18 protein-coding genes are annotated in these 20,993 nt (G+C 69.1%); 7 read left to right on the top strand and 11 right to left on the bottom strand.

Annotated features, from left to right (window positions below):
- Positions 1 to 83: 83 nt before the first annotated feature.
- The 6 genes from ACTJJX_RS12620 to ACTJJX_RS12645 all read right to left on the bottom strand — a co-directional run bounded on the left by ACTJJX_RS12620 (position 84) and on the right by ACTJJX_RS12645 (position 9,723).
- Positions 84 to 1,694, bottom strand: coding sequence for an ABC transporter ATP-binding protein (locus ACTJJX_RS12620; protein ID WP_016851691.1), 1,611 nt, complete (start codon positions 1,692 to 1,694; stop codon positions 84 to 86).
- Between the two features lies 1 nt (position 1,695).
- The gene (locus tag ACTJJX_RS12625; protein WP_003103639.1) at positions 1,696 to 2,712 is read right to left on the bottom strand and encodes an ABC transporter permease; all 1,017 of its coding nucleotides are present in this window, start codon (positions 2,710 to 2,712) and stop codon (positions 1,696 to 1,698) included.
- A 1-nt stretch (position 2,713) separates the two neighbouring features.
- Positions 2,714 to 3,787: a microcin C ABC transporter permease YejB gene (locus ACTJJX_RS12630; protein ID WP_003103638.1), complete on the bottom strand. Its 1,074-nt coding sequence runs from the start codon at positions 3,785 to 3,787 to the stop codon at positions 2,714 to 2,716.
- Between the two features lies 1 nt (position 3,788).
- Positions 3,789 to 5,597, bottom strand: coding sequence for an extracellular solute-binding protein (locus ACTJJX_RS12635; RefSeq protein ID WP_003103635.1), 1,809 nt, complete (start codon positions 5,595 to 5,597; stop codon positions 3,789 to 3,791).
- 3 nt (positions 5,598 to 5,600) lie between these two features.
- Positions 5,601 to 8,558: a TonB-dependent receptor gene (locus tag ACTJJX_RS12640; protein WP_003160164.1), complete on the bottom strand. Its 2,958-nt coding sequence runs from the start codon at positions 8,556 to 8,558 to the stop codon at positions 5,601 to 5,603.
- A gap of 262 nt (positions 8,559 to 8,820) precedes the next feature.
- Positions 8,821 to 9,723: a LysR family transcriptional regulator gene (locus ACTJJX_RS12645; RefSeq protein WP_003107805.1), complete on the bottom strand. Its 903-nt coding sequence runs from the start codon at positions 9,721 to 9,723 to the stop codon at positions 8,821 to 8,823.
- Between the two features lie 140 nt (positions 9,724 to 9,863).
- Here ACTJJX_RS12645 and ACTJJX_RS12650 point away from each other — a divergent pair, with 140 nt between their 5' ends.
- A complete protein-coding gene (locus ACTJJX_RS12650) occupies positions 9,864 to 11,249 on the top strand; it encodes an MFS transporter (protein ID WP_043884908.1) in 1,386 nt (461 codons plus the stop codon).
- A gap of 6 nt (positions 11,250 to 11,255) precedes the next feature.
- On the opposite strand, the gene cynR is transcribed toward ACTJJX_RS12650, so the two are convergent.
- Positions 11,256 to 12,143 carry a transcriptional regulator CynR gene (gene cynR, locus ACTJJX_RS12655; RefSeq protein ID WP_003114874.1) on the bottom strand — a complete coding sequence of 296 codons (888 nt, stop codon included), beginning with the start codon at positions 12,141 to 12,143 and terminating at the stop codon, positions 11,256 to 11,258.
- Positions 12,144 to 12,257: 114 nt separating this feature from the next.
- Here cynR and cynT point away from each other — a divergent pair, with 114 nt between their 5' ends.
- Together cynT and cynS are read left to right on the top strand one after the other, a co-directional pair.
- Positions 12,258 to 12,920: a carbonic anhydrase CynT gene (gene cynT, locus ACTJJX_RS12660; protein ID WP_003107081.1), complete on the top strand. Its 663-nt coding sequence runs from the start codon at positions 12,258 to 12,260 to the stop codon at positions 12,918 to 12,920.
- Between the two features lie 39 nt (positions 12,921 to 12,959).
- On the top strand, positions 12,960 to 13,430 hold the full coding sequence (gene cynS, locus ACTJJX_RS12665; protein WP_003088707.1) for a cyanase: 471 nt from the start codon (positions 12,960 to 12,962) through the stop codon (positions 13,428 to 13,430).
- Between the two features lie 37 nt (positions 13,431 to 13,467).
- On the opposite strand, the gene ACTJJX_RS12670 is transcribed toward cynS, so the two are convergent.
- Positions 13,468 to 14,421: a FecR family protein gene (locus ACTJJX_RS12670; protein WP_016851692.1), complete on the bottom strand. Its 954-nt coding sequence runs from the start codon at positions 14,419 to 14,421 to the stop codon at positions 13,468 to 13,470.
- Positions 14,418 to 14,924, bottom strand: a complete 507-nt coding sequence (locus tag ACTJJX_RS12675; protein WP_003088700.1) for a sigma-70 family RNA polymerase sigma factor — start codon at positions 14,922 to 14,924, stop codon at positions 14,418 to 14,420. Before ACTJJX_RS12675 ends, ACTJJX_RS12670 begins: the two co-directional genes overlap by 4 nt.
- Positions 14,925 to 15,251: 327 nt before the next feature.
- Between ACTJJX_RS12675 and ACTJJX_RS12680 the strand changes: the two genes are divergently transcribed.
- The gene (locus ACTJJX_RS12680; protein ID WP_016851693.1) at positions 15,252 to 17,246 is read left to right on the top strand and encodes an alkaline phosphatase D family protein; all 1,995 of its coding nucleotides are present in this window, start codon (positions 15,252 to 15,254) and stop codon (positions 17,244 to 17,246) included.
- 57 nt (positions 17,247 to 17,303) lie between these two features.
- Here ACTJJX_RS12680 and ACTJJX_RS12685 read toward each other — a convergent pair whose 3' ends face one another.
- Both ACTJJX_RS12685 and ACTJJX_RS12690 read right to left on the bottom strand, forming a co-directional pair.
- A complete protein-coding gene (locus ACTJJX_RS12685) occupies positions 17,304 to 17,579 on the bottom strand; it encodes an antibiotic biosynthesis monooxygenase family protein (RefSeq protein ID WP_320535507.1) in 276 nt (91 codons plus the stop codon).
- A 126-nt stretch (positions 17,580 to 17,705) separates the two neighbouring features.
- The gene (locus ACTJJX_RS12690) at positions 17,706 to 17,885 is read right to left on the bottom strand and encodes a hypothetical protein (RefSeq protein WP_010792373.1); all 180 of its coding nucleotides are present in this window, start codon (positions 17,883 to 17,885) and stop codon (positions 17,706 to 17,708) included.
- Between the two features lie 281 nt (positions 17,886 to 18,166).
- Between ACTJJX_RS12690 and cmrA the strand changes: the two genes are divergently transcribed.
- The 3 genes from cmrA (at position 18,167) to yidD (ending at position 20,858) form a co-directional block, all read left to right on the top strand.
- On the top strand, positions 18,167 to 19,099 hold the full coding sequence (gene cmrA, locus ACTJJX_RS12695) for an AraC family transcriptional regulator CmrA (protein ID WP_003106506.1): 933 nt from the start codon (positions 18,167 to 18,169) through the stop codon (positions 19,097 to 19,099).
- 87 nt (positions 19,100 to 19,186) lie between these two features.
- The gene (locus ACTJJX_RS12700) at positions 19,187 to 20,539 is read left to right on the top strand and encodes a hypothetical protein (protein WP_014602991.1); all 1,353 of its coding nucleotides are present in this window, start codon (positions 19,187 to 19,189) and stop codon (positions 20,537 to 20,539) included.
- A 58-nt stretch (positions 20,540 to 20,597) separates the two neighbouring features.
- On the top strand, positions 20,598 to 20,858 hold the full coding sequence (gene yidD / locus ACTJJX_RS12705; RefSeq protein WP_003106504.1) for a membrane protein insertion efficiency factor YidD: 261 nt from the start codon (positions 20,598 to 20,600) through the stop codon (positions 20,856 to 20,858).
- The last annotated feature ends 135 nt before the right edge of the window (positions 20,859 to 20,993 follow it).

A 20,993-nucleotide genomic window follows, 5' to 3' on the forward strand; every position in this document is an offset into this window, starting at 1 on the left:
CCGCAGGCCGATCTTAAGAAAAGCGCCGGGGCGTCTGGAAAGAACCTTTCGGAACATCCTTAGAGTCAGCATGGTTTCCCGCCTCAGATTCCCAGCCCGGCCACCCGCAGATGCTCTTCCAGGCGCAGCGCGGGTATCGCTCCGAGCAACTCGCGGGTATAGGGGTGGCGCGGCTGGCTGAACAGCGCAGCGGCGCTGCCCTGCTCCACCACCCGGCCGTCCTTGAGCACCAGGATGTCGTGGGCCAGGGCGCGTACCACGGCCAGGTCGTGGCTGATGAACAGGTAGCTCAGCCCGTGGCGACGCTGCAACCGACGCAGCAGCTCGACCACCTGGCACTGCACGCTACGGTCGAGCGCCGAGGTCGGTTCGTCGAGCAGGATCAGCGCCGGCTTCAGCACCAGCGCGCGGGCGATGGCGATGCGCTGGCGCTGGCCGCCGGAAAACTCGTGGGGATAGCGTTCCAGGCAAGGCTCGTCGAGACCGACCTCGCGCAGTGCCTCCAGCACCCGCGCGCGGCGTTCGCCGGCATCGCCGATGCCATGGATACGCAGGCCTTCGCCGACGATCTGTTCCACGCTAAGGCGCGGGTTGAGGCTGCCGTAGGGGTCCTGGAACACCGCCTGGAACTGCCGGCGCAATGGCAACAGGCGCTTGCCGTGCAGCCGGTCGAGGCGCTCGCCCTGGAACAGGATCTGCCCTTCGGCCGGCAACAGGCGCAGCAGCGCCTGGCCGAGGGAGGACTTGCCCGAACCGCTTTCGCCGACGATCCCCAGGGTGCTGCCACGGCGCAGCCGCAGGCTGACCTCGTGCACCGCGCGCAGTCCCGCGCGCCGGCGCAGCCAGCCGCCGGGCGCGGGGTAGTCGAGGCTCAGCGCGCGCACCTCCAGGCAGGTCTCGCGGCACGCCACCGGCTCCGCCAGCCCACCCGGCTCGGCCTCGATCAGCAGGCGCGTGTAGGGATGCCGGGGCGAGCGGAACAGCGTCTCGCAGGCGTTCTCCTCGACGATCTGGCCATCGCGCATCACGCAGACCCGATCGGCGACCCGGCGCACCAGGTTGAGGTCGTGGCTGATCAGCAGGATCGCCATGCCCAGCCGTCGCTGCAAGCTTTGCAGCAGCTCCAGGAGGCGTTTCTGCACGGTGACGTCGAGAGCCGTGGTCGGTTCGTCGGCGATCAGCAGTTGCGGCTCGCAAGCCAGCGCCATGGCCAGCATCACTCGCTGTCGCTGGCCGCCGGAGAGCTGGTGCGGATAGGCCTCGAGCAGGCGTCGCGGCTGCTCGAGGCCGGCCAGTTCGAGCAGTTCCAGTACCCGCCCGCGCAGCGCGGCGCCACGCAGGCGGCGATGCAGGCGCAGGCCCTCGCCGACCTGGCGGCCGATGCGCTGCAATGGATTGAGCGAGGTCATCGGCTCCTGGAACACCATGCCGATGCGCTGCCCACGAATCGCCAGCAATGCCTGCGGCGACAGGGCGAGCAGTTCCTCGCCGTCCAGGCGCACGCTGCCGCCCAGGCGCGCCGCGCCCGGCAGCAGGCGCAGCAGGGCGTGGGCGGTCTGCGACTTGCCGGAGCCGGACTCGCCGACCAGGGCCAGGGTCTCGCCGGCGCGCAGGCTGAAGTCGATCCCCTTCACGACCTGCGTGTCGCCATAGGCGATGCTCAGGTTTTCCACTCGCAACAGTTCCCGGTTCATCTCATGTCCTCGGATCGAAGGCGTCGCGCACCGCTTCGCCGATGAACACCAGCAGGCTGAGCAAGGTCGCCAGGACCACGAACACGGTCAGCCCGAGCCAGGGCGCCTGGAGGTTGTCGCGGCCCTGCCCGACCAGTTCGCCAAGGCTCGGCGAGCCGGGCGGCAGGCCGAAACCGAGGAAGTCCAGGGCGGTCAGGGTGGTCACCGCGCCACAGAGCAGGAACGGCAGGAAGGTCAGGGTCGCGACCATGGCGTTGGGCAGGATGTGCCGGAACATCACCCCGGCGTCGCCGAGGCCGAGGGTCCGCGCCGCCTTGACGTACTCCAGGTGACGACCGCGCAGGAACTCGGCGCGAACCACGTCGACCAGGCTGGTCCAGGAGAACAGCAGCATGATCGCCAGCAGCCAGCCGACCCCGGGCTGCACCAGGCTGGCGAGGATGATCAGCAGGTAAAGCATCGGCAGACCCGACCAGACCTCGATGAAGCGCTGGCCGAACAGGTCGATCCAGCCGCCGTAGTAGCCCTGCACCGCGCCGGCGCAGATTCCCAGCAACGACGAGGCCAGGGTCAGGCCGAGGGCGAAGAGGATCGACAGGCGCAGGCCGTAGATCACCCGCGCGAGCACATCGCGGCCCTGGTCGTCGGTACCCAGCCAGTTCTCCGCCGAGGGCGGCGCCGGCGCCGGGCGCGCGTAGTTGATGCTGCGGGCGTCGAAGCGGATCGGCGGCCACAGCGCCCAGCCGTCGCGGGCGATGCGTTCGCTCATGAAGCGACCGCGGTAGTCCGGCGGGAACGGCAGCTCGCCGCCGAAGGCGGTTTCCGGATAGTCCCGCAGCACCGGCAGGAACCACTGGCCACGGTATTCCAGCAGCAGCGGGCGGTCGTTGGCGATCAGCTCGGCGAACAGGCAGGTGACGAACAGCGCGAGGAACAGCCGTAGCGCCAGGCGCCCGCGGCGGTTGGCGCGGAACGCGGCGAGGCGGCGGCGGTGCAGCGGGGAAAGGACGATGGCCATCTCACTGTTTCCTCGCGGCGAAGTCGATGCGCGGGTCGACCAGGCTGTAGGCCAGGTCGCCGGCCAGCTTCACCAGCAACCCGAGCAGGGTGAAGATGAACAGGCTGCCGAACACCACCGGGTAGTCGCGGCCGAGCGCCGCTTCGTAGCCCATCAGGCCGAGGCCGTCGAGGGAGAACAGCACCTCGATCAGCAGCGACCCGGTGAAGAACACCGAGACCAGCGCCGCCGGCAGCCCGGCCACCACCAGCAACATGGCGTTGCGGAACACATGGCCGTAGAGCACCCGGCGCTCGCTGAGCCCTTTGGCGCGAGCGGTGGCGACGTACTGCCTGGATATCTCGTCGAGGAAGCTGTTCTTGGTCAGCAGGGTCAGGCTGGCGAAACCGCCGACCACCAGCGAACCCACCGGCAGCGCCAGGTGCCAGAGGTAATCGGCGAAGCGCGCCAGCGGGCCGAGGCGCTCGGCGCCCTCGGAAGCCAGGCCGCGCAGGGGGAACCAGTCCAGGTAGCTGCCGCCGGCGAACAGCACGATCAGGACGATGGCGAAGAGGAAGCCGGGCACCGCATAGCCGATCACCACCAGCGCGCTGCTCCACAGGTCGAAGGCGCTGCCGTGGCGCACCGCCTTGGCCACCCCCAGGGGAATCGACACCAGGTAGGTGATCAGTGTCGCCCACAAGCCCAGGGACAGCGAGACCGGCAGCTTCTCGGCGATCAGGTCGATGACCCGCGCGTCGCGGTAGAAGCTCTCGCCGAAATCCAGCCGGGCGTAGCTCGACAGCATCAGCCAGAGCCGTTGCAGCGGCGGCTTGTCGAAGCCGTACTGGCGCTCCAGGGCGGCCACCAGCTGCGGATCGATGCCGGTCTCGCCGTGGCGCTGCGGTTCCAGAGCGCCATGCCCACCCTCCCCGCCACGCCCCAGCGGGCCGCCGCCGTCGACGCCCTGCAGGCGCGCGATGGCCTGATCCACCGGCCCGCCGGGTGCGGCCTGGACGATGGCGAAGTTGATCAGCAGGATGCCCAGCAGGGTCGGCAGGATCAGCGCCAGGCGGCGCAACAGGTAGCCGCCCATGTCACTGCGCCTCCCGGCTCGGCGCGGCCCGCTCGCGGACTTCCCACCAGGTGTTCAGCCCCAGGCTGTAGCGCGGCGCCTGCGGCGGTCGGCCGAAGCGATTCCAGCTGGCGATCCAGACCTCGTCGGAATACCAGGTCGGGATCAGGTAGTAGCCCCATTGCAGCACCCGGTCGAGGGCGCGCACGGCGGTTTCCAGGGCGGCCCGCGAGTCGGCCTCGACCACCGCCTGGACCAGCCGGTCGATGGCCGGGTCCTTCAGGCCGATGCGGTTGTAGCCGCCGGGATCGGCGTAGCTGGAGGAATGCCAGAAGCTGTACTGCTCGTTGCCCGGCGAATTGGACTGGGAGAAGCTCGAAACGATCATGTCGTAGTCCCGCGCACGTATGCGCTCGATGTATTGCGAAGCGTCCACCTGGCGCAGGCGCATATCGATGCCGATCCGCGCCAGGTTGCGCTGGAACGGCAGCAGCGCGCGCTCCAGGCTCTTGCCCTGGAGCAGGAGGTCGAAGCGCAGCGGCCGTCCGGCGGTATCCAGCAGGCGCCCGTCGACGGCATGCCAGCCGGCCTCGCCGAGCAGGCGGTAGGCCTGCACCAGGCGCTCGTGGATATCGCCGCTGCCGTCGTTCACCGGCGGAGCGTAGGCCTGGCCGAAGACCTCCTCGGGGATCTGCCCGCGCAGCGGCTCCAGCAAGGCCAGTTCGTCGGCGCCGGGCAGGCCGCGAGCGGCCATCTCCGAGTTGTCGAAATAGCTGCGCAGGCGCTTGTAGCGACCGCCGAAGAGCTGCCGGTTGGTCCATTCGAAGTCGAACAACAGGCTCAGCGCCTGGCGTACCCGGCGGTCCTCGAACAGCGGCCGGCGCAGGTTGAACACCAGGCCCTGGAGGCTGGCCGGGTACGGGTAGGGAAAGCTCTCCTGGCGCAACCGGCCATCGCGCAGGGCCGGCGAGTCGTAGCCGCTGCTCCAGGCCTTGACGCTGGTCTCGACATTGATGTCGGCCTGCCCGGCCTTGAACGCCTGCAAGGCCACGCCGCTGTCGCGGTAGTAGTCGAAACGGATCCGCTCGAAGTTGTACAGGCCACGCCCGACCGGCAGGTCGCGAGCCCACCAGTCGGGGTTGCGCCGGTAGCTCACCGAACGCCCCGCCTCGGCCTTCTCCAGCCGGTAAGGTCCGCTGCCCAGCGGCGGCTGCATGCTGCTGCGGTTGAAGTCGCGTCCCTGCCACCAATGCCTGGGCAGCACGTAGAGCTGGGCCAGCACCAGCGGCAGCTCGCGGTTGCCGGCATGACGGAAATCGAAGCGGATGCGCAGGCGATCCTCCACCACCGGCTCGCGGACCTCCTTGTAGTAGGCGCGCCAGAACGGGCTGCCCTGCTCGACCAGGCTATCGAAGGAAAACTTCACGTCCTCGGCGGTGACCGCCACGCCGTCGCTGAAGCGCGCCCGCGGATCGATATGGAAACGCACCCAGCTGTTGTCCGGGGCTTTCTCGATGTAGCGCGCCAGGTAGCCGTATTCGGTGAACGGCTCGTCCAGTGACTGGAAGCCGAGGGTTTCGTAGATCAGCGCGGCCTGGGTCATGCTGATCGGCGTGCCGCGGTTGGCGAAGGGGTTCAGCGTGTCGAAGCTGCCGCTTTCCATCCGCCGCAGGCTGCCGCCCTTGGGCGCCTGCGGGTCGACGAAGTCGAAGTGCTGGAAACCCGGCGGATATTTCGCCGGCTCGTCGTAGAGCGTGATGGCATGGCGCGGCTCGCTGCGGGCCAGGCTGGCGAGCAGGCAGCAGGCGAAGACCAGGATGCGTCCGGGCATGGCTCAACCACCGAAGTGATAGCTGAAGTCCAGCCACCATTGGCGGCCCATGGCGTCGTAGTTGCCGGTGGGATAGTACGGCCAGCCATCGGAGTCGTCCTCCTTGATCTGGTCGAGCAGGTTGTTCACCGTCAGGCCGACGCTGGCGCGTTCGTTGAGCCGGTAGCGGGCGCTGGCGTTGAACACCGTCCACGGGCTCAGGCGCCCGCTGCCAGCGGCGTTGGTAACGCTGCCGTAGCGCACCGCGAAGAGCGTCGAGGTGAACTGTGCGTAGTCCCAGGTCAGGCTGGCGTTGAGTTTGCTGCGCCAGTCGTGGGAGTCGAGGCTGTCGCGCTGGTTCTCGCTGGGGTAGTCGTCGGACTGCTTGTAGTCGTGGGACAACACCAGGGTGTAGCCGAGGGTCGAGGAGAAGGCGCCGTAGTCGCCGGCGCCCCAGCGGATGTTGCTGCGCAGGTCGATGCCGCTGGTGCGCTCCTTGGCCGCGTTGATGGCATTGACGTAGACCTTGTTCAGGCGATTCGGGTCGACGCTGGCGTCGCCGGCGTTGCGTTCGACCCGCGCCAGGGTGTCGCGGCACTGCGCCGAGTCCGGATCGAGCCCGCCGCTACGGCAGGCCGCCTCGTCGCGCAGCAGTTTGTCCGGATCGAGGGTGGTCAGCAGGTCATCGATCTGGATGTGGTAGTAGTCGGCGGAAAAGTCGAACCTGCTCGACGGCGACCAGACGAAGCCGTAGCTCCAGTAGCGCCCGCGCTCGGACTTCAGGTCGGGCGTGCCGCTCTGCACGTAGTCGACCCGGCCGTTCTTGCAGGCGCCGTCGACGCCTTTCTCGCAACCGTAGTAGTCCTTCTGCGCCGGGTAGTAGCCGTTGGCGTCGGCCTGGTAGATGTAGTTCAGGTCCGGCGCGCGGAAGCTGGTGCCGTAGCTGCCGCGTAGCAGCAGGCTGGTCAGCGGGCGCCACTCCAGCCCCAGGTTGTAGGTGGTCTGCTCCTCGGTGCGACCGCTGAACCTGTACTGGTCCCAGCGGCCGGCGGCGGACGCCAGCAGCGTGTCGTGCAGCGGGATGCTGAATTCGCCGCCGGCGGCGTAACGGTCGCGCGAGCCGCCGGAGCTGCTGGCCTTGGAGACGTTGTAGAGAGAGCCGTCGTTGTATTGCGAGTCGGGACGGATCCTGTAGCCCTGCTTGCCCACCTCCAGCACGCCGGCGAAGGCCACCGGGCCGGCCGGCAGGTCGAACAGCTCGCCGTTGCCGGTGAAGCTGTAGGTCTGCGAGTAGGACTCGCTGTGCTGGGTCACGTTGCGCCGCAGGCTGCGCCACTCTTCCTCGCTCAGCGGACGTCCGAGGCGCGCCGGATCGGGATCGTAGACCGGGTAGCCGTCGCGTTCGCCGAGCTTGCGGCCCAGGTACAGGTCGAGGATCCCGGCCGCCGGGGTGTAGCGGGTAGTGCGGTCGCTGCGGTACTCGGAGCGGGTCGCGGCCAGTTCGTATTCCCAAGAAGTATTGGCGACGTGGTCGCTGTAGCCGAGGGTGCCGGTCCAGGACACCTCGCGCCACTTGCTGTTGTTGCTGCTCTTGCCGCCGATCTCCTCGGGCGAGAACAGCCGGTACCAGCGTTCCAGGTCGCCGCTGGAGGCATTGATGAAGTCCGGCGAGGTGAAGGACGGCCCGCGGGTATTGTTCTGCAGGTGGTCGAAGCCGAACAGCAGGTCGGCGAACAGCTTGCCGCTGTCGCTCAGGTGCCAGGTGCCGCCGGCGTAGCCGTCGTAGTTTTCCTTCTTGGTCTGTAGGGTCCAGTAGTTGTTGTAGTACTGGTCGGTCATGCAGCGATAGCCACCCCTGGCGCCCGGCACCGGCGCCACGTTGCCGCCGAACAGGCCGCCGAGGCCGGCGCAGGAGGCGTCGCCGAGGTAGCGTCCGCTCTGCGGGTTCAGCCGGTAGCCGACGTTGTTGCCGTCCGGGTAGCTGTCCATGAAACCGCGCTGGTTGGCCCAGACCGGCTGGCGCTGCTCGACCTGCAGGCCGAACAGGCCTTCGAAGTCGCCCGTCGCGCCGCCGCCGACCAGTTGCAGGCGCTGGTTGTCGCCGCCGCCGCGCTCGGTGGTGCCGGCGCGCAGGTTGACGTCGACGCCATCGAATTTCTTCTTCAGGACGATATTGACCACCCCGGCGATGGCATCCGAGCCGTAGATCGCCGAGGCGCCGCCGCTGAGGATCTCGATGCGGTCGATCATGACCGCCGGGATGTTCGCCAGGTTGGTGAAGTTCACCGAGCCGCCATAGGCGGTCGGGTAGTCGGCGACGCGCCGGCCGTTGATCAGCACCAGCGTGTGGTTGGGGCCGAGATCGCGCAGGTTGAGGGCGTTGGCCGCCGGTTGCCAGGTGTTGCCGTAGTCCTCGCCCTGGGTCATGCCGGTGTTCTGGGTCTGCGTCTGCAAGGCCTCGAAGACGTTGCGGTAGCCACGGTTCTGGATTTCCTCGCTGCTGATCACCGTGACCGGCGACGGCCCTTCCTGCTGGGCGCGGGGAATCCGCGAGCCGGTCACCACCACCCGCTCCAGGGTCTGCTCCGCTTTCGCCGCCAGCGGCTGCACCTTCGCCGCCGGTACGGCCGCGCGCAGCGGCGCGGCGGAAATCACCGCGCCGCGCTCGGAACGGCGGAACTGCAGGCCGCTACCGCGCAGGGCCTGTTCCAGGGCCTGGTCGACACTCAGCGGACCGCGCACCGCCGGCGCCTGCCGGCCGCGCACCAGCGACTGCTCGAAGGAGATCAGCAAGCCGCTCTGTCGCGAGATGCCCAGCAGCACCTGGTCCAGCGGGCCGGCGGCGACGTCGAAGGTGAGCGCCTTGGCGGCGGGCGCGGGCGTCTCCGCACGTGCCTCCGGCGGCGCGGCCAGGGCCGCCGCGAGCAGCGCGGCCAGGGCCAGGCTGGAAGGCAGGCGTGTGGATGGAGCATGGTGCGGCATCGTTCGGTTCCCCCCGAAAACATGGTTTCCAGGGGATGAGCGATGAGCGCGGGAGATTTGCAGGGCAGGCTTGGAACGCTTTGTTCTGAGCTTATAAGCGCGGGCGAATAGGCATAGCGGCGGATAACGCCTCCGGCGTTATTCGCCCTACCCAAAAAGCTTCCCCCAGCTCCGCTACCGGCCTTGCCCCGTGTAGGGCGAATAGCCGCTTGCGGCTATCCGCCGGTCCGAACACGGCGTTATCCGCCCTGCCGCCCTCGGGTCAGTACGTCAGCGCCCCGCACCAGTGCGCGCTCTTCAGTTCCTCGTAGAGCGCGCCGATCTTCAGCGAGCACTGCCGCGACGGCGGGTAGATCAGCGACACCGGGCACAGCGGCGGTTCGAACGGCTGGAGGATGCGTACCAGTCGACGCCGGCGGATCGCCTCCTCGGCCATGAAGCCCATCACCTGGACGATGCCCTGGCCGACCAGCGCCGCGTCGACCAGCGCGTCGGCCACGTCCAGCACCAGGTCGCCGCGCACCGCCAGGCTCAGCGGCTGGCCGTCGCGCTGGAACTGCCATTCCAGCAGCTTGCCGGTGTGCAGGTCGCGCACCGTCGGGCAGTTGTGCCCGGCGAGTTGCTCCAGGCGCTCCGGCGTGCCGTGACTGCGCAGGTATTCCGGCGACGCCACCGTGACCCAGCGCAACGCCGCCAATGGCCGGGCGATCAGGCGCACGTCGCCGACCCGACCGAGACGCACGGCGGCGTCGAAGCCTTCCTCGGTGAGGTCGACCAGGCGATCGGTCATCGCCGCCTCGATCTGCAATTGCGGGTAGCGCCGCGTCAGTTCGCGCAGCACCGGCATGATCACGATCCGCCCGAGCGCCTGCGGGGTGGTGATCTTCAGCGGACCGCTCGGCGCGCACTGGCGGTCCACCAGCAACTTCTCGACTTCCTCCAGTTCCGCCAGCAAGGGTGCGCAGCGCTCGTAGAACAGCTGGCCGTCCGGGGTCAGGCTGACGCTGCGGGTGGTGCGGTGCAGCAGACGCACGCCGAGTTCGGCTTCCAGCCGGCCGATGGCGCGCGACAGGCCGGACTGGGTCAGACCGAGAGAAACGGCGGCCTGGGTGAAGCTACGGGTCTCGGCCACGCGGGCGAGCAACTTGACGGCATTCAGGTCCATGGCGATCTCATCGATGATTATTTTCATCAGTGAAAGGACGGAGAGGCTATTTATCACGATTCCAGCATGAGAAACACTGGCCGCGCCCAACCCAGACCAGGAGTCCCGCCGTGACGGACCGTGCCGCCCCTTCCAACTGGATGCTCGCCCTGCTCGCCTGCGCGCAACTGATCATCGCCCTCGACGCCACCATCGTGTTCGTCGCCCTGCCGGAAATCAGCCGGGCGCTGGATTTTTCGGCGCAACGCCTGCAATGGGTGGTGAGCGCCTATACGGTGGCCTTCGGCGGCTTCCTCCTGCTCGGCGGGCGCGCCACCGACCTGCTCGGCCGGCGCCGCATGTACGTCCTCGGGCAAAGCCTGTACGCCCTCGCCTCCCTCGCGGGCGGCCTGGCCCAGAGCGAGTTGCCGTTGATCCTCGCCCGCGCCGTGCAGGGCCTGGGTGGCGCGCTGCTGTTCCCGGCGACCCTGGCGCTGATCGGCAATCACTTCGCCGAGGGCCCGGCGCGCAATCGTGCCCTGGCGATCTGGAGCATCGCCTCGGCGTTCGGCCTGGCCCTCGGCTCGGCGCTCGGCGGCGCGCTCACCGAGCTGTTCGGCTGGGCCTCGATCTTCCTGGTCAACGTGCCGCTGGCCGGCGCCGCGGCGCTGCTCGCCCTGCGCCTGATCCCGGCCGACGCCCGGCGCCAGCGCGGTCGGCGCTTCGACCTGGCCGGCGCGCTGACGGTCACCGCCGGCGCCACCCTGCTGGTCTTCGCCCTGGTCCAGGGCCCCGAGTCGGGCTGGGATGCGCCCTCGGTACGTTTCGGACTTTACCTTTCCGTCCCGCTGCTACTGGCGTTCCTCGCCATCGAACACTACAGCCGCGACCCGCTGATGCCGCTGCGCCTGCTGGGCAACCGCAACCTGCAGGTGGCGATGCTGCTGACCGCGATCTTCATGAGCAGCTACGGCGTGCAGTACTACTTCCTGGCCATCTACTTCCAGTCGGTGTACGGCTACAGCGTGTTGCAGACCGGCCTGGCGTTCCTCCCGGCGACTCTGCTCTGCACCCTCGGTATCCGCGTCGCCGAGCGCCTGCTGGCCCGCCACGGGGCACGCGCGACGCTGGTCGCCGGCCTGCTGCTGGGCGCACTCGGGCTCGGCCTGCTGGCAGCGTGCCTGCCGCTGGGGCGCGGCTTCCTGGCGCTGCTGCCGGCCATCGTGATCCTCAGCATCGGCCAGGGCATGACCTGGACCGCCATGTGGGTGAGCGCCGCCAGCGGCGTCGATCCCGCCGAACAGGGCGTCGCCTCGGGGATGGCCTCGATGACCCAGCAGATCGGCGGCGCGCTCGGCCTGGCCCTGCTGGTGGCGCTGGCCAACGCCCAGGTGCGCGGCGCCGATGCCGCCAGCCTGCTGGCCAGCCAGGCGCGCGGCATCGAATGGGTGACCGCGCTCAGCGCCCTGCTCGCCCTGTTCGGCGCCGCCCTGGCCCTGCGCCTGCGCCGCGAGGAGCCCGCGGCGTTGCAGCCGAGTCGCGGCTGATCCCGCTCAGGCGTCGCCCAGCTCGGCGCCGAGCTCCAGCGCCAGGGCCTGGAAGGCCAGGCGCGCGGCACCGGGGTGGCTGCCCTGGCGCCAGAACAGCGCCACCTGACGGGTCGGCAGCGCCGGCCGCAGCGCCACACAGCGCAACCCGGCCTGCTGGCGCGCCACCGCCTCCGGCAGGATGCTGGCCAGTCTTCCGCGGCGAACCACGTCGACGATGGCGCTGATCGAGTTCGCCTCCAGCGCAACCCGCGCCGTCACCCCTTGCTGGCGCAGGTAAGCGTCGATATGCCGACGCGTGGCGAAGTCGTCGCGCAACAACGCCAACGGCAACTCCGCCAGCGCTGCGGCGGCCAGCGGCGCGTCCGCCGCCGGGTGTTCCGCCCCCAGCACCAGGCCCAGACGCTCCAGGTAGAGCGGCTGGCTGTCGATCTCCACCGAACCCGGCTCGCTGAAGGCCACGCCAAGGTCCAGGCGATCGTCGATCAGCGCCGCCTCCAGGGCGTCCTGGGGCAACTCCTCGAGGCTCAACTCGATGCCCGGATAGCGCTGATTGAACGGATCCACCAGGGCGCCCACCAGATAGCAGGTGAAGGTCGGCGTCATGCCCAGGCGCAGGCGGCCGCGACTGAGGTCGCGCACCTCGTGGATCGCCCGTTGCGCCGCTTCCAGCTCGCGCAAGGCACGCCGCGCATGAAGCAGGTACAGCTCGCCGGCATCGGTGGGACGCACGCTCCTGCCGGAGCGGTCGAGCAATTGCACGCGCAGTTGCTCTTCCAGTTGCCGCACCTGCTGCGACAGGGTCGGCTGCGAAACGTGCAGCGCCTCGGCGGCGCGGGTGAAGTTGCGATGCTCGGCAACAGCGAGCAGGTAGCGCAGGTGGCGAAGCAGCATGGAAACATCCAACTATAGACCAGACCAATGACTGGAATAATAAACCGGTCTTGGACCCTATGGCTCAATCCGCGCATCCTGGCCCCACCATTCGACGGCCAGGAGCCCAGCGCCATGCGTGACATCATCGACGGCTTTCTCCGCTTCCAGCGCGACGCCTACCCGGCGCGCTCGCAACTGTTCAAGTCCCTGGCCACCCGGCAAGCCCCCAAGGCACTGTTCATCGCCTGCTCGGACAGCCGGGTGGTCCCCGAACTGCTGACCCAGCGCGAGCCCGGCGAACTCTTCGTGATCCGTAATGCCGGCAACATCGTCCCCGGCTACGGGCCGCAGCCCGGCGGGGTCAGCGCCTCGGTGGAATACGCGGTGGCGGTGCTCGGGGTCGGCGACATCGTGGTCTGCGGCCACTCGGACTGCGGCGCGATGGGCGCCATCGCTTCCTGCGCCTGTCTCGACCAGCTGCCGGCGGTGGCCGGCTGGTTGCACCACGCCGAGGCCGCACGGGCGATGAACAGCGCCCACGAACACGCCTCCGAGGCGGCGCGGCTGGACGCCCTGGTGCGGCACAACGTGATCGCCCAACTGGCCAACCTGCGCACCCACCCCTGCGTCGCCCGCGCCCTGGAGCAGGGTCGGCTGAACCTGCACGGCTGGGTCTACGACATCGAAAGCGGCCGCATCGACGCCCTCGACGGCGCTAGCCGGCGCTTCGTCTCCCTCGCCGAGCATCCCGAAGTGCGCGCGGTAGGCGGCGAACCCGGGCAGGCGGTCGCCTGAATCCCTTCCCTCACAACCACCCGCAAGGAGAGTCATCTCATGCAACACAGCCAAGTGTCCCCCAACGCGCGCCAGCAACTGGCCGAGACCGTGGTCCTGAACAAGGCCCGCCTGGGCCTGTCCTGGCAGGACCTGGCCGACGGCACCGGTCTCGCCCTGACCTTCGTCACCGCCGCCCTGCTCGGCCAGCATGCCCTGCCAGAGGCGGCGGCGCGCAAGGTCGCCGCCCAACTCGGCCTGGACGACGACGCGGTGCTCCTGCTGCAAAGCATCCCGCTGCGCGGCAGCATTCCCGGCGGCATTCCCAGCGACCCGACCATCTATCGCTTCTACGAGATGCTGCAAGTCTACGGCAGCACCCTGAAGGCGCTGGTCCACGAACAGTTCGGCGACGGCATCATCAGCGCGATCAACTTCAAGCTGGACATCAAGAAGGTCGAGGACCCGGAAGGCGGCTCGCGGGCGGTGATCACCCTCGACGGCAAGTACCTGCCGACCAAGCCGTTCTGAAGCGTCGCGCCGCCCGGCTCGCCGCCGGGCGCGCGCCTCAGCGGCTGGCGATGCTGACCCAGTAGGGCCCGTGGTAGTCGAGCCGGATCGGTAGGCTCTGCTCCAGCAATGCCAGCGCCACGCCGCTGTCGTCCAGCGGGTAGATGCCACTGACGCGCAGCGCCGCCGCGTCGTCGGCGACGCTGATGATGCCGCGGCGATAGGCGCGCAACGCTTCCAGCACCTCCCCCAGCGGGCGGTCGCGGACCTCCAGCCGGCCATCCAGCCAGGCGCTCTCGCCGCCTTCGGCAGGACCTCGGGCGAGAATCGCCGAGGCGTCGAAACGGGCGCTCTGGCCGCGCTCCAACAGGCATTGCCGTCCGTCGGCAGTGGTGATCCGCACCCGCGACTCGAGCACCACCACTCGCGAGCTGGCGCCGTCATCGCTGACCTGGAAGCGGGTTCCCTGCGCCTCGACCTGGCCACGCCCGGTGTCGACGACGAACGGCCGCGCCGGATCCCGTGCCACGTCAACCAGCAGGCGGCCCTCGCGTAAGCGCAGGCGACGCCGGTAGCCATCGAATTCGGGGCGTACCCGGCTGCGCGCGTCCAGCACCAGTTGGCTGCCATCCTCCAGGCGGAAGCTCTGGCGTTGTCCGGTGCCGGTATACAGGTCGCCGGGCCAGGGGAAGCCGACGATGCCGATCCGCCCCAGCGCCAGCGTCGCCACGCCGAACGCCGCCAGGGCGAGGCTGCGCTGGAGAAACCGGCGACGGGCGGACGGCGCCTCGAGGGCTCCGATCAATTGCTCGGCGCGCAAGCCGTGCAGGGGCTCGTCGCGAAACGACTGCAAGCCCAGGCTGAGCCGGTCGAACACCGCACCGTGCTCGGCATCGGCCTGGCGCCACTGCTGGAACGCCAGGCGCTCCTCGGCGCCGGCATGGCCGGATTGCAGCAGCGCCATCCACTGCGCCGCTTCGTCGAGGATGCGTTCTCGCCTTCCCTGGTTCATTCGGCAAGCACCTGGTAGCACTGCTTGAAGCCCTCGACCATGTACTGGTGGATGCGGCTGACGGAAACCTCCAGCAAGCCGGCGATCTCCACGTAGGTCAGTCCGCCGATCTGGCTATGGATGAAGGCGGCGCGGGCCTTCGGCGAGAGCCCGGCGAGCATGCGCTCCAGGCGCAGCAGGGTTTCCACCACCTGGGCCTGCTCCTCGGCGGACGGCGCGAGGGCCTCCGGAAGCCCGGCCAGGCTTTCCAGGTAGGCGCGTTCCAGGTCCTGGCGCCGCCAGCCGTCGTACATCAGCCGGCGGGCGATGGTGGTGAGCAGCGCGCGCGGCTCGCGGATGCTTGCCGGGTCCGGCAGGGCAAGGACCTTGAGGAAGGTTTCCGAGGCGATGTCCTCGGCGCTGTGGGGGCAGCCGAGGTAGCGCCGCAGGCGCCCGCTCAGCCAGGAATAGTCGTTCTGGAACATCAGGCCGACGAGGCGATTGCGTGTCTGATCCATGCCCATTCCGCACTCTCGTGCTACGAGCCTGCGCCACCGGGCGTCGGGGTGGCAGGCGAAACCTTGATCGGCGGGAGGCGGCGCCGACGTCGGATTGCACGTGTCCCTCCCGCAAACAGCGATGGCAGGCCGCCGGGCCCGCGCGGAAGGCAATATGCCGCAGAAGCTCGAACGCAAAAAAGAATATTAATTAAGGTGTACTTAACTTTTTGGCATTAGAAGATCGCCATCCCGCGACGACTGTCGTCATTCCTTACGAAATGGCAACGCCGCGATCCGCCGAAAGCGGCATACTCGTCAGCTTGTTTCGCCGCGTCGACAACGCCCGTACCAATGTCCGCCTCGCTCCCCAACGACACCCCGCCTGACGAAGCCCTGCCCCTGGTCCTGGCCGGTCCCCTGCTGCGCCGCGCAGAGCCCGGACGCCTGGTGTTCTGGCTGGCCACGTCATGCCCGACGACCATCGAACTGATCCTCGCCAGCGAAGGCGAGGCGGAGCGTCGGGTCCGCCTCGCGGAAGGAACCCACTCGGCCATCCGCATCGGCACCCATGCCTGGCTGCACCTGCTGGATGTCGCGCTCGACCCGCCGTTGCCCTGCGCCCGCCTGGTCGACTACGACCTGCGCCTCGCCGCCGACGGCCGGGAGCCTGCGGGAATCGCCGAATGGGCGCCGCATCTGCTCTACCCCGGTCGACAGCGCGCCAGCCTGGTGCTCAAGCCACGTCTCGACCAGTTGCTCCACGGCTCCTGCCGCAAGCCGCATCACCCAGCGGCCGATGGCCTGCGGCAGGTCGACCGGCTGCTGGAGGAAAACCTGCTGCAGGCCGAAAGCCGCCCGGCGTTGCTGATGATGAGCGGCGACCAGGTCTACGCCGACGACGTCGCCGGGCCGATGCTGGTGGCCATCCATGGGTTGATCCACCGCCTCGGCCTGTACGGCGAACACCTGGAAGGCGCACTGGTGAACGACAGCGAGGCACTCTACGCGCACCCGGCCACCTACTACCGGCGCGAGGACCTGCTGCCCGCCTTCGAGTCCAACGAAGCCCTGCGCGAGCGCTTCTTTGGCGGGGTGAAGAAGCCGATCTTCACCTCGGCCAACGCCCACAACCATCTGGTCGGCCTGGCCGAGGTGCTGGCGATGTACCTGCTGGTCTGGTCGCCGGCGCCCTGGCGCCTGGTCAGGCTGGAACCGCCGCCGGGGCTGGATGCGCGGCACGCGCAGCGCTTCGCCGGCGAGCGCCGGCACATCGAAGCCTTCCGCGATGGCCTGCCCCGCGTGGCGCGGGCGCTGGCGCATATCTCGTCGCTGATGATCTTCGACGACCACGACATCACCGACGACTGGAACCTTTCAGCACGCTGGGAGCTGACCGCCTACGGCCATCCGTTCTCCCGGCGGATCATCGGCAACGCCCTGCTCGCCTACCTGCTCTGCCAGGGCTGGGGCAACGACCCGCAGCATTGCGGCGAATGGCTGGCGCCGGTCGCGGCCCTGATGGAGGGTGCCGCGGCAGACGGCCGGCTGCCCTGCGCCGAGCAGGACCGCCTGCTCGATGCCCTGCTCGACTTCCAGCACTGGCACTACCGGTTGCCTGGCAGCCCGACCCTGATCGTCCTCGACACGCGCACCCGCCGCTGGCGTAGCGAGCGCAACCTGGGCCGGCCCTCCGGGCTGATGGACTGGGAGGCACTGAGTGAATTCCAGCAGGACCTGCTCGGCGAAAAGGCGGCGATCATCGTGTCGCCGGCGCCGATGTTCGGGGTCAAGCTGATCGAGGGCGTACAGAAGCTTTTCAGTTGGATCGGCCAGCCGCTGCTGGTCGATGCGGAAAACTGGATGGCCCATCGCGGCGCGGCCTCGGTGATGATGAACATCTTCCGCCACTCGCGTACGCCGGGTAACTACCTGATCCTTTCCGGCGACGTGCATTACTCCTTCGTCTACGACATCCGGATTCGCCATCGCGAGCGCGGGCCACGGCTCTGGCAGATCACCAGCAGCGGGATCAAGAACGAATTCCCGCGACGCCTGCTGGACTGGTTCGACCGCCTCAATCGCTGGCTCTATGCGCCCTGGTCGCCGCTGAACTGGCTGACCCAACGGCGCAGTCTGGAAATCCGCCCGCGCGTTCCGCAGCACAGCCAGGCCGGCGAGCGCCTGTGGAACAGCGCCGGGATCGGCCAGGTATTCATTGGCGAGGACGGCCGTCCGCGCGCGGTGTTGCAGGTCAATGCCGATGGCTCGCCGGCGACCGCCTTCGAGCGACATCGCGACGTCGAAGACGAACGAGCGGACCAGTCGCCGGTCACGCCGGGTCGCTGAGAGGCCAGAACAAGGGGGACGGGCGGACGCCGCGCCGAGTCATCCGCCCGCCCGGTTTCAGAACGGCCGCTCCTGCACGTCCAGGGTCGCCGCCAGCGCTTGCCAGAGCACCTCGGCGAAGACCCGCTGGGCGTCGCCGGCCAGGTACGCCTGCATGGCCGCGTCATCGCTCCACTCGCTGTGCAACAACCACAGGTCGAGTTCGTAGCGCAGGCAACCGGGCGCGGCCTGGCCCGCCTGCGCCAGCTCTTGCAGGCGCAGGCCGAGGCGGTGCGACTGGCCGCTGCGGGCGCGAATGCTGACCAGGTGACTGGCCCGATTGAACGCTGGCATGCTCTCTGCCTCCTCGACATGGATTCGCCGCTGCGCAAGCGGCACCAGGAGTGGAAGGGCCGGCGGCGCCAAGACGCCGGCCGGCCGCTGTGGGGTGTAAGGGTGACGCATGTGCCCTGCCTCCGATTACCAGTTGCCGGGATGGGTCCGCCGCGCCAGCGTGCCGCCCGCGGCGGGGCCGGAAGGCGAACGGGAAGGCGCCTCGGGGACCAGCGCGCCGTCGCGCACCGGCCGCGAACGGAAGGCACCCGGCGCGCGCTCCGGCGACATGCCGCCCGATGACAGTCTGGCCTGTTGATTTGACATAGGTGTGTCCCCCTGCATGTGTTTCCCATCGGCATGACGGAGATTCCGCCATGCCAGCCAGATTAGGGGGATGGCGCGGGGAATCGGTAGACGGATACTGTCGGGTTCTTGCCTGAAACTGCCGCGTTCCGGTTTTTTCTCATCCGCTTGCGCCCCGTGCGACGAGCTGGCTTGCCTGTTCCTGGCGAATGCTTGCCTGATCCTGCCAACGCGCATCGCGATGAGTGCCTGCCGCCGCGGCGCGCGCTAGTCTTGGGAAGGTTTCCCCCGCGAGTCCCCGCATGAGCGAAAACACCCCGCTTCTTTCCGTCGATCTCCCCGCCGAACTGCGCCAGCGCCAGAGCGAACTGGCGCAGTTGCTGCTCGAGCACTGTCCCAGCGACGGTGTCTACGGCACCGCCGTCGACCCCCTCGCCCTGATTCGCGCCGACGGCCCCACCCTGCCGGCGCGCGGCATGCACAAACCTGCCCTGTGCATCATCGCCCAGGGCCGCAAGGAGGTGCAGTTGGCCGAGGAACGCTATATCTACGATCCGCTGCACTACCTGGTGGTCTCGGTCACCCTGCCGCTGGCCGGCCAGGTGATCGACGCCTCGCCGGACGCGCCCTACCTCTGCGTCCGGCTGGATATCGACCCTGCGGAAATCACCCAGCTGATCTCCGACGCCGGGCCCATGGAAGTGGCCAGCCGGCGCGGCGACCGTGGCCTCTACGTCGACCGTATCGACGCCAGCCTGCTGGATGCGGTGCTGCGCCTGATCCATCTGCTGGACAGCCCGCGCGACATCCCGATGCTGGCGCCGCTGATCCTCCGCGAGATTTTCTACCGGCTGCTGCGCAGCGGCCAGGGCCAGCGCCTGCACGAGATCGCCATCGCCGACAGCCAGGCCCACCGCATCACCCGCGCCATCGACTGGATCAACCAGAACTACGGCAAGCCGCTGCGCATCGAGCAACTGGCCCAGGTGGTCAACCTCAGCCCCTCGACCCTGCACCACCGCTTCAAGGCCGTGACCGCGATGAGCCCGTTGCAGTACCAGAAGCAGCTGCGCTTGCAGGAAGCGCGCCGGCTGATCTTCAGCGAGGGCCTGGAAGTGGCCGCCGCCGGCTACCGGGTCGGCTACGAAAGCCCGTCGCAGTTCAGCCGCGAGTACAGCCGGCTGTTCGGCGCCCCGCCGCTGCGCGACCTGGCGCGGGCGCGCAACACCGCCTAGGGGAACGCGGCAGCGGCCGCGACGGTCAATCGGGAAGCGGCGGCATACCTTCGTCGCCCCGACCGACCTTGCGCAACCGTATCCGCCATGACCCGAGCCCTGCCCCTGCTCCTGCTTGCCCTGTCCCTTCCCGCCGCGGCGACGGACAGCGAGTCGTTCGCCCGCCGCTACCTGGCCTATGTCCATGCCGTCGGCCAGCACAGCGAACGACTCTGGCCCGGCTGGCGGATGGCCGACAAGGCCTTCCTCTACAGCGATGGCCGCAGTACCTGGGTCGCCGATGCCGAAGGCCGCGCGCAGCGCACCACGGCGGCGGGCGACAGCGACCCGGATCTCGACCTGAGCTATGCCTTTCCGCGTTACCGGGGCCGTCCGGCGGTGCTGCTGCAGATCAGCGCCGCGCACCTGCGGAGCAATACCGGCAATAGCGAGACGCTGGCCGCCATCGGCCCGCACGAAGCCTTCCATCGCTACGCCCAGGAAGACTGGCCGGGCCTGCGCAAGCCCGGTGGCTATCGCGGCGACCTGGCCACGCTCGACCCGCGCCCGCGGGAATACCGCTATGCCCTGTTCCAGTCGCTGCTCCAGGCCCTGCGCACGCCCGGGCAGCGCGACAGCTACCTGAGCGACGCCCAGGGCTGGCTGCGCCGCTGGCGCGAAGCGGCTCCCGAGGAAAGCCGGCTGGCGGCGCAGGTCGATCTCAGCGAAGGCACCGCGCGCTACATCGAGATGGCCGCCGCCGCGCGCTACCGCACCGATTTCGCCGAGGATCCGCAACGCTATCGGCAGGCGCTGCGGGAGTACGCCCTGGCCTTCTACGATGCCAACGAGATCGGCGTCGGCGTCGACAGCGAAGCCTACGAGATCGGCGCGCTGGCCGGAGTGCTGCTGGACCTGCGCGACGATGGGGACTGGAAGGAAGCCGCGATGGCCGGCACCTGGCCGCTGGACTACCTGCTGCGCGACCAGCCTCCGGCCTGGAGCGAACTCCCCGACGACGCGCGGGCGCGCGGCGAGCGCTACCGGCGCGAGATGGGCGCCACCCGCCAGCGCCTGGTCGAGTTGCAGGAGGCCTTCGCCGACCCACGGCGACCGCTGCTGGTGATCCCGCAACCGCGACGCACCATCGGCTTCGCCACGGCGGCCAGCGAGGTGCGCGGGGGCTTCTACGTCCTTGCCGACGGGCCGTTCCGCCAGGCCTACCTCGGCGCGCGCTGGAATGTCGGCGAGCTGACCCTGGACGGCGTCGACTACCTGGAGGGCGACGCCGAGGCGTACTGCCCGGGCTACGGCCGTTCGGCGCTGATTCCGTTGCGCGGAGGCGATTGGCGCGAAGGCACGCTGGCGCCGGAAGAACCCGGCCTGCGCGGCCGCCTGGCGACTGCTCGCAGCCTCGTCGACGGGCGGACCCTTTATTGCGCGGCGGAGAATGCTCCTTGAGGACCGACAACGGCGCTACAATGCCCGCTCGCCGCCGCAACCCCGCCGAGGGCTCGCCATGAAGTTCCTGCTGATCGGGCTGATCCGCTTCTACCAGTACGCAATCAGCCCGCTGATCGGTCCCCGCTGCCGCTTCTACCCCAGTTGCTCGCACTACACCCTGGAAGCCATCCGCGTGCATGGCGCGCTGCGAGGCGGCTACCTCGGCGCGCGCCGGCTGCTGCGCTGCCACCCCTGGCACCCGGGCGGCTACGACCCGGTTCCGGAGCGCCAGGAACAGGCGTGCGCCTGCCACAGAACGGCAAAGCCCGGCAAATGAAGCCGGCGAAAAGATCGCAACGGCGACATCCCGCACATAACCGGACCCGCCGGTCGACATGCGGAATTGATAAAACCTATCATTCAGGGTTCATCTCCCCGGCTATCGCCCGGCGCCCCCATGCGCCAGGCGACG

Source organism: Pseudomonas sp. 22490, from assembly GCF_052044465.1.
Taxonomy (GTDB): domain Bacteria; phylum Pseudomonadota; class Gammaproteobacteria; order Pseudomonadales; family Pseudomonadaceae; genus Pseudomonas; species Pseudomonas aeruginosa.

Coding starts and splice junctions, on each gene's coding strand:
- ACTJJX_RS12620 (WP_016851691.1), bottom strand. CDS start 1,694: ATGAACCGGGAACTGTTGCGAGTGGAAAACCTGAGCATCGCCTATGGC.
- ACTJJX_RS12625 (WP_003103639.1), bottom strand. CDS start 2,712: ATGGCCATCGTCCTTTCCCCGCTGCACCGCCGCCGCCTCGCCGCGTTC.
- ACTJJX_RS12630 (WP_003103638.1), bottom strand. CDS start 3,787: ATGGGCGGCTACCTGTTGCGCCGCCTGGCGCTGATCCTGCCGACCCTG.
- ACTJJX_RS12635 (WP_003103635.1), bottom strand. CDS start 5,597: ATGCCCGGACGCATCCTGGTCTTCGCCTGCTGCCTGCTCGCCAGCCTG.
- ACTJJX_RS12640 (WP_003160164.1), bottom strand. CDS start 8,558: ATGCCGCACCATGCTCCATCCACACGCCTGCCTTCCAGCCTGGCCCTG.
- ACTJJX_RS12645 (WP_003107805.1), bottom strand. CDS start 9,723: ATGGACCTGAATGCCGTCAAGTTGCTCGCCCGCGTGGCCGAGACCCGT.
- ACTJJX_RS12650 (WP_043884908.1), top strand. CDS start 9,864: ATGCTCGCCCTGCTCGCCTGCGCGCAACTGATCATCGCCCTCGACGCC.
- cynR (WP_003114874.1), bottom strand. CDS start 12,143: ATGCTGCTTCGCCACCTGCGCTACCTGCTCGCTGTTGCCGAGCATCGC.
- cynT (WP_003107081.1), top strand. CDS start 12,258: ATGCGTGACATCATCGACGGCTTTCTCCGCTTCCAGCGCGACGCCTAC.
- cynS (WP_003088707.1), top strand. CDS start 12,960: ATGCAACACAGCCAAGTGTCCCCCAACGCGCGCCAGCAACTGGCCGAG.
- ACTJJX_RS12670 (WP_016851692.1), bottom strand. CDS start 14,421: ATGAACCAGGGAAGGCGAGAACGCATCCTCGACGAAGCGGCGCAGTGG.
- ACTJJX_RS12675 (WP_003088700.1), bottom strand. CDS start 14,924: ATGGGCATGGATCAGACACGCAATCGCCTCGTCGGCCTGATGTTCCAG.
- ACTJJX_RS12680 (WP_016851693.1), top strand. CDS start 15,252: ATGTCCGCCTCGCTCCCCAACGACACCCCGCCTGACGAAGCCCTGCCC.
- ACTJJX_RS12685 (WP_320535507.1), bottom strand. CDS start 17,579: ATGCCAGCGTTCAATCGGGCCAGTCACCTGGTCAGCATTCGCGCCCGC.
- ACTJJX_RS12690 (WP_010792373.1), bottom strand. CDS start 17,885: ATGTCAAATCAACAGGCCAGACTGTCATCGGGCGGCATGTCGCCGGAG.
- cmrA (WP_003106506.1), top strand. CDS start 18,167: ATGAGCGAAAACACCCCGCTTCTTTCCGTCGATCTCCCCGCCGAACTG.
- ACTJJX_RS12700 (WP_014602991.1), top strand. CDS start 19,187: ATGACCCGAGCCCTGCCCCTGCTCCTGCTTGCCCTGTCCCTTCCCGCC.
- yidD (WP_003106504.1), top strand. CDS start 20,598: ATGAAGTTCCTGCTGATCGGGCTGATCCGCTTCTACCAGTACGCAATC.